This window comes from Vreelandella arctica (assembly GCF_037070215.1).
GTDB classification, from domain to species: Bacteria; Pseudomonadota; Gammaproteobacteria; order Pseudomonadales; family Halomonadaceae; genus Vreelandella; species Vreelandella arctica.
In genome coordinates this window covers 1-5,232 of the sequence record NZ_JBANSN010000069.1, presented here as the reverse complement: position 1 = coordinate 5,232, position 5,232 = coordinate 1, and the positions used below count along the sequence as shown (strand labels likewise).

The window sequence follows — 5,232 nt, the reverse complement described above, 5'->3', positions numbered from 1 at the left end:
CTTCGAGTCGGAATTCAGGGCTAAAGTTACGTTTTGGTCTTGTTGCCATGCTGCCACCTAGTGATGTCTTGGTGCATATTAGCACCTCTAAGTAGGTGGCCAAATTCACTATGCCACTACAATACGACCTACCGAGACAAAGGAACGATAAGCACATGGAGATACTTAGCCCTATGATGAGAACATATAACCAGTTGATAGGTTTATCTATATCAAACTCAGATAGTGAATAACCGAGGAGCAGAACCCAAAGCAAACAGACATACAAGCTTATGAGCTGATTGATCTTTGATACAGAAATCCTACCTGGACCAGTAAGAACGTCTAAACATTTTTCCGGATAGAAGCAGGTTTATTTCTTGCAAGAATGATTTTGTATAGAGGGCCAGTTACCTTGTCTTCCAGCTGACCTACGTGCTTCTCCCAGTTTTTTTGCCAGAATTTACTACCGCGATTTGCACAAAACCAAGGGAAGAAAATACCAGGTCCAAGCTAGCTAAGATAATTGCCAAGTCTTGTTTATTGGCAAAGCCGGACGCCTGTATAGCGATAAAGCCAGCTAAACTTGCTCCGATAAACGTTCAGAAATAGGTAGCCTTCTCCAATAAAGATCTATCTCGAATTTTCGCATATCGAGAGCTTGCTCCAGCGCCTCAGGTTCTTTGCCGGCGAAAGCCTCTCCGTATTCTTCTGGTGTCAATTCTTCCGTCGTACTATCCATAAACTTCCATCACAAAGTCAGCTAATGCCCAAAACACCGGAAACCTGGGGCAATTCATCCGGTGGAAGCCCGATAGGGCCGGAGCGTTTTTGATGCACTGGTTATGTTTTTTTGACCAGATACCTGTTTGCCCAGGTTAACTTGTAACCACAACCAACGTGCCGCAGGACACCAGAGTTACAGAGAGATTTGCAATTCAGGACCTCTGTGGCCGTAGCTGGTTCATACGTGCGCCCCGACGCAGCAAGAAACCTGTTGTGAAGGAACATGAAATCTTCATCTCGAAGGGCAAGCGGGTTCACTGTCTCACCTAAGAACGTTGGGAAATACCCGGCCCCCTTCCAGACCAATGCACCGAACTTCACGGTGCCTCCAACAGCTTTCAGTGCTGACAAAATGCAGGTCAAAGTAGTCATTTTTAGATCTCCGCTTACTCAATAACTCCGAGTATGACTGGACCATAAATGCTTTTCTGAAATTTCTTCAGCTCCGCTGCCCCCTAGTCCGGCACTGTTCGGGCCGAAAACATAATCCCAGGGCTCAGCGGCCCGATTTGAAGGCTCAACGCACCGAAAAAGTGGCCCGCTGGAGCCCCTTGTTATGGAACCAAAGATAATTCAGCCTTTTCATTTGATTAACAAATTGGTTAAAGGCCAACGACGCAAAACTGGCTTTTTCCCATGCGTATAGGCCACTATCAGCGCCTGAAGCTCAATGCCGGTACAAAACGGAACTTCATGCTCATAGTCCTGGTTCAATGGTCAGGATTATAAGCATTGCGAAAACTTATGGCGGCTCTGAATTAAGCAAATCGAGCGGCAGGTTTAGCGCACTGCTGAAGATGCACAATACAAGCCACTCTTAGCAGTGAAGTGAGATTTGAAACTTCTCCTTTGGATAACAAAACTTCGTTATAGAGCTTGGTAATAAACTGGCCTGTGGAGAGATGTTGATCATAAGCGAGCTGATCCAGCACCTCCCAAAACTCATTCTCTAACCTCACGCTGGTGACTTTGCCTTGTAAGCGCACAGATTTGGTCACGCATTCATAGCGCTCTGGATCGGTTGAAGCGTAAATATGGCACATATCAATTCTCCCTTAGCACCAGCGAATCCATGCTGGCACATTGACGTGGCTATCAAGAATACCTTGCCGTTGAGTACATACGCTCTCCATTCGTACTAGACCATAGTCGATGTAGTAATCCACTGTTACCCACCGTTCTTAGAATGAGTCTAGTATCAGATATAGATGCTCGCGCAAATCAAGCATCCAAGCACAACAATAATTAATGTGTGGGGGCTACTTAACCTCCATGCCCACAGGAGAAATTAGCGATGAGTTCAACCGCTATCTCGCGTCGCGTTTTCCTTAAAGGAAGTGGCGGCGTACTGGCTGGCACCCTGGCTTTTACCAGCGGGCCTATCGCTCTACTCGCACCGTCGACTAGTTGGGCAATGCCTCTCGACTCTTTAAGCACCCGGCAAGGTGAAATCCTGCTTGCGGCTGTGAAACATATTTTTCCTCACCCAGATCTAGAAGATGCTGTCTATGCTCATGTTGTACAAAGCCTGGATAAAAAATCAAAAAGCGGCGAGTTTCATACTCTATTGCATGATGGAATAAAAGTTCTAAATGATCGCTCAGAAGGCGACTGGTTAGCCCTCAACGAAGCCGAGCAGCTAGAACATTTATCATTAATGTCCAATACTCCTTTTTTTCAGGCAATCCGATCTGATGCGGTAGTATCACTTTACGACAACTCTTTGGCATATGCTCACTTCGGTTACGGTGGAACCGAAGGTGATATCGGCTATCTCCACAATGGCTTCAACGATCTGACCTGGCTTCCCGACCCTCCGAAACCAGAGGGTGGCTACTTACCAACTGAGACGGCCGGCTAGTAACTGCCAAAGCTGCACAACAATAATAATTTTTCGGAGACACTCAGATGACAATGATAGATGAGCAACGAACTTTTTCTTATGACGACAACACCGTCGCTGTAGTCATCGGTTCCGGAGCTGGCGGTGGCACCTTGGCCAACGAGCTAGCTCAACAAGGTATTGATGTAGTGGTCTTGGAAGCAGGTGCACTGCATACACGTAGCGATTTTTTAGCCGATGAATGGGCTTCTTTTGCACAGCTGGCCTGGCTGGATAATCGCACAACTTCAGGTAGCTGGCGTATAGCCCGTGATTTTCCAAATCTGCCAGCTTGGATCGTAAAATCAGTAGGCGGTACCACAGTGCATTGGGCTGGGGCCAGCTTGCGTATTCAGCCCCACGAATTTGCTGCACTAAGCACTTATGGTGAGATCCCAGGGGCAAACTTACTCGACTGGCCGATAAGCTACGATGAACTGGCCCCATATTATGATAGAGCCGAGCGACGCATGGGGGTTACTCGAACTAACGATAATAAAGGTCTTTCTGGCAATAATAACTTTAAGGTCATGCACGCCGGCGCAAAGAATATGGGGTACTCCTGTAATACTGGCCATATGGCGATTAATAGCGAAAACCGTGATGGGCGTCCGGCCTGTCAGCAACGTGGTTTGTGTTTTCAAGGCTGTAAAATGGGGGCTAAATGGTCAACTCTCTATACAGAATTACCCCAAGGAATCGCAACCGGCCATCTTGAATTACGTCCCGAAAGTCACGTTACCCGCATAGAGCATGACGACACAGGCAAAGTAACTGAAGTCGTTTATTTCGATGCTGACGGTAACGAGCAACGCCAGAGAGCACGCATGGTAGCAGTCGCAGGGAATTCAATTGAAACTCCTCGTCTACTGCTTAACTCGGCCAGCGATATGTTCCCAAATGGCCTTGCCAACGGCTCAGATCAAGTAGGACGCAACTATATGCGCCACATGACAGGGTCAGTTTATGCCACCTTCGACGAGCCAGTGCATATGTACAAGGGCACTACCATGGCAGGTATCATCGCTGACGAAGCTCGTCACGACACTTCAAGGGGGTTTGTAGGCGGCTACGAAATGGAAACCGTATCGTTGGGCCTGCCCTTTATGGCGGCTTTCCTTGATCCAGGTGCGTGGGGGCCGCGCTTTACTGGCGCGCTAGATCAATATGACCATATGGCCGGTATGTGGCTAGTTGGCGAAGATCTACCCCAAACAACCAATAGAATAACTCTAAATGATAACGTTAAGGATCGCTTTGGCCTTCCTGTAGCAAATGTGCACTATGACGACCATCTTAATGATATCGCCATGCGTGACCATGGCTACCGCCAAGGTGCCGATCTCTACCGCTCAGTAGGGGCAAAAGATATTTATGAGGTGCCGCCCTATCCCTCTACTCACAACCTTGGCACCTGCCGTATGAGTAAAAAGCCCGATGAAGGTGTTTGTGACGGTTATGGACGCTCTCATGAAATTCCGAACTTGTTTATTTCCGATGGCAGCCAATTTACGACCTCAGCAGCTGAGAATCCGACCTTAACTATAGTCTCATTGGCCATCCGTCAGGCTGAGCATATTGGACAGCTGATGCGAACCGGCGTGGTTTAAATGAGTGTAGTGCCTAGCATTTACTGGGAGCTGGGCAAAGCTACTAAAATTGGCAGTATATTTACCATTTAAAAGAGGTGATTTATGAGTTTTGAAGGCGAGAAGCATCCCGGCATACAGTCCCCCACTGCCAATTCAGCAGGTTTTTGCCTTAATCATACGATGCTGCGCACAAAAAATCCTGACACAGCACTTGCATTCTATTCGCGGGTATTTGGAATGCAGTTATTAAGACGACTCGATTTTGAAGAAATGCAGTTTACGCTTTATTTTCTGGCCAACCTACAAGGTGATGAGGCAGTGCCAGAGGATAAAGGGGAGCGTACCGTATGGACTTTTAAACAACGTGGACTGCTTGAACTGACCCATAACTGGGGGACTGAGCAGCAGGAAGATTTTAGCTACCATGATGGTAACGCTGAGCCTCAAGGTTTCGGTCATATTTGCTTTAATGTGCCGAACCTAGAAGCAGCTGAAGAATGGTTCGATACAAACAATGTCACCTTTATTAAGCGCTCAGACCAAGGAAAAATGAAAAACGTTATTTTTGTGAAGGATGCCGATGGCTACTGGATTGAAGTAGTCCAAGCAGATCGTTTAGCAGAGCTTGGTGATTAATAGATAAATAGTCCCACTATACAACCCATATATTACGTCCAACTTTTCAGGCTGGACGTAATTTTTTATGAATGGCTAGATGACAGCAACGTAGCTGAGCATATGACGGTGGGTCATCGTAGGCGCCTATTAATTGTACGTTCAAGCGGCGAATTTTTAAGCGATTTGAATCGACCCTAGTTTCGTAGGCACTCGACGACCGCTTTTGGCCCGACTGTTGTCTATCACGACTGGCCGCTTTGGGTCGAGCCCTGACCATGAATTAACCTTAGCACATGACGAGCGTGAATTGAGCCATTCTTTGACCTCCACCTGATGGAGGATCATGCTATGAACTTTCCGACTGAAATCTCATTT

Annotated in this window: 6 protein-coding genes; 3 read left to right on the top strand and 3 right to left on the bottom strand. The window is 47.1% G+C overall.

Going from position 1 to position 5,232, the window contains the following annotated elements; translation table 11 throughout:
- Window positions 1-324: 324 nt before the first annotated feature.
- The 3 genes from V8L70_RS23000 to V8L70_RS22495 all read right to left on the bottom strand — a co-directional run bounded on the left by V8L70_RS23000 (window position 325) and on the right by V8L70_RS22495 (window position 1,808).
- Window positions 325-480: a RipA family octameric membrane protein gene (locus tag V8L70_RS23000; protein ID WP_442906362.1), complete on the bottom strand. Its 156-nt coding sequence runs from the start codon at window positions 478-480 to the stop codon at window positions 325-327.
- Window positions 481-559: 79 nt separating this feature from the next.
- On the bottom strand, window positions 560-721 hold the full coding sequence (locus V8L70_RS22500; RefSeq protein ID WP_198556075.1) for a hypothetical protein: 162 nt from the start codon (window positions 719-721) through the stop codon (window positions 560-562).
- An 802-nt stretch (window positions 722-1,523) separates the two neighbouring features.
- A complete protein-coding gene (locus V8L70_RS22495; RefSeq protein ID WP_101146740.1) occupies window positions 1,524-1,808 on the bottom strand; it encodes a ribbon-helix-helix domain-containing protein in 285 nt (94 codons plus the stop codon).
- Window positions 1,809-2,059: 251 nt separating this feature from the next.
- On the opposite strand from V8L70_RS22495, the gene V8L70_RS22490 reads away from it, so the two are divergent.
- The 3 genes from V8L70_RS22490 to gloA all read left to right on the top strand — a co-directional run bounded on the left by V8L70_RS22490 (window position 2,060) and on the right by gloA (window position 4,875).
- On the top strand, window positions 2,060-2,626 hold the full coding sequence (locus V8L70_RS22490; RefSeq protein ID WP_101146741.1) for a twin-arginine translocation signal domain-containing protein: 567 nt from the start codon (window positions 2,060-2,062) through the stop codon (window positions 2,624-2,626).
- A gap of 47 nt (window positions 2,627-2,673) precedes the next feature.
- Complete coding sequence (locus V8L70_RS22485; RefSeq protein WP_290696123.1) at window positions 2,674-4,257, top strand: GMC family oxidoreductase; 1,584 nt, start codon at window positions 2,674-2,676, stop codon at window positions 4,255-4,257.
- Between the two features lie 84 nt (window positions 4,258-4,341).
- Complete coding sequence (gloA, locus tag V8L70_RS22480) at window positions 4,342-4,875, top strand: lactoylglutathione lyase (RefSeq protein ID WP_101146479.1); 534 nt, start codon at window positions 4,342-4,344, stop codon at window positions 4,873-4,875.
- Window positions 4,876-5,232: the final 357 nt, after the last annotated feature.

Bases quoted from the DNA above. Each gene is read 5' to 3' on its own strand.
- V8L70_RS22485 (WP_290696123.1), top strand. From the start codon at position 2,674: ATGACAATGATAGATGAGCAACGAACTTTTTCTTATGACGACAACACC.
- V8L70_RS22490 (WP_101146741.1), top strand. From the start codon at position 2,060: ATGAGTTCAACCGCTATCTCGCGTCGCGTTTTCCTTAAAGGAAGTGGC.
- V8L70_RS22495 (WP_101146740.1), bottom strand. From the start codon at position 1,808: ATGTGCCATATTTACGCTTCAACCGATCCAGAGCGCTATGAATGCGTG.
- gloA (WP_101146479.1), top strand. From the start codon at position 4,342: ATGAGTTTTGAAGGCGAGAAGCATCCCGGCATACAGTCCCCCACTGCC.
- V8L70_RS22500 (WP_198556075.1), bottom strand. From the start codon at position 721: ATGGATAGTACGACGGAAGAATTGACACCAGAAGAATACGGAGAGGCT.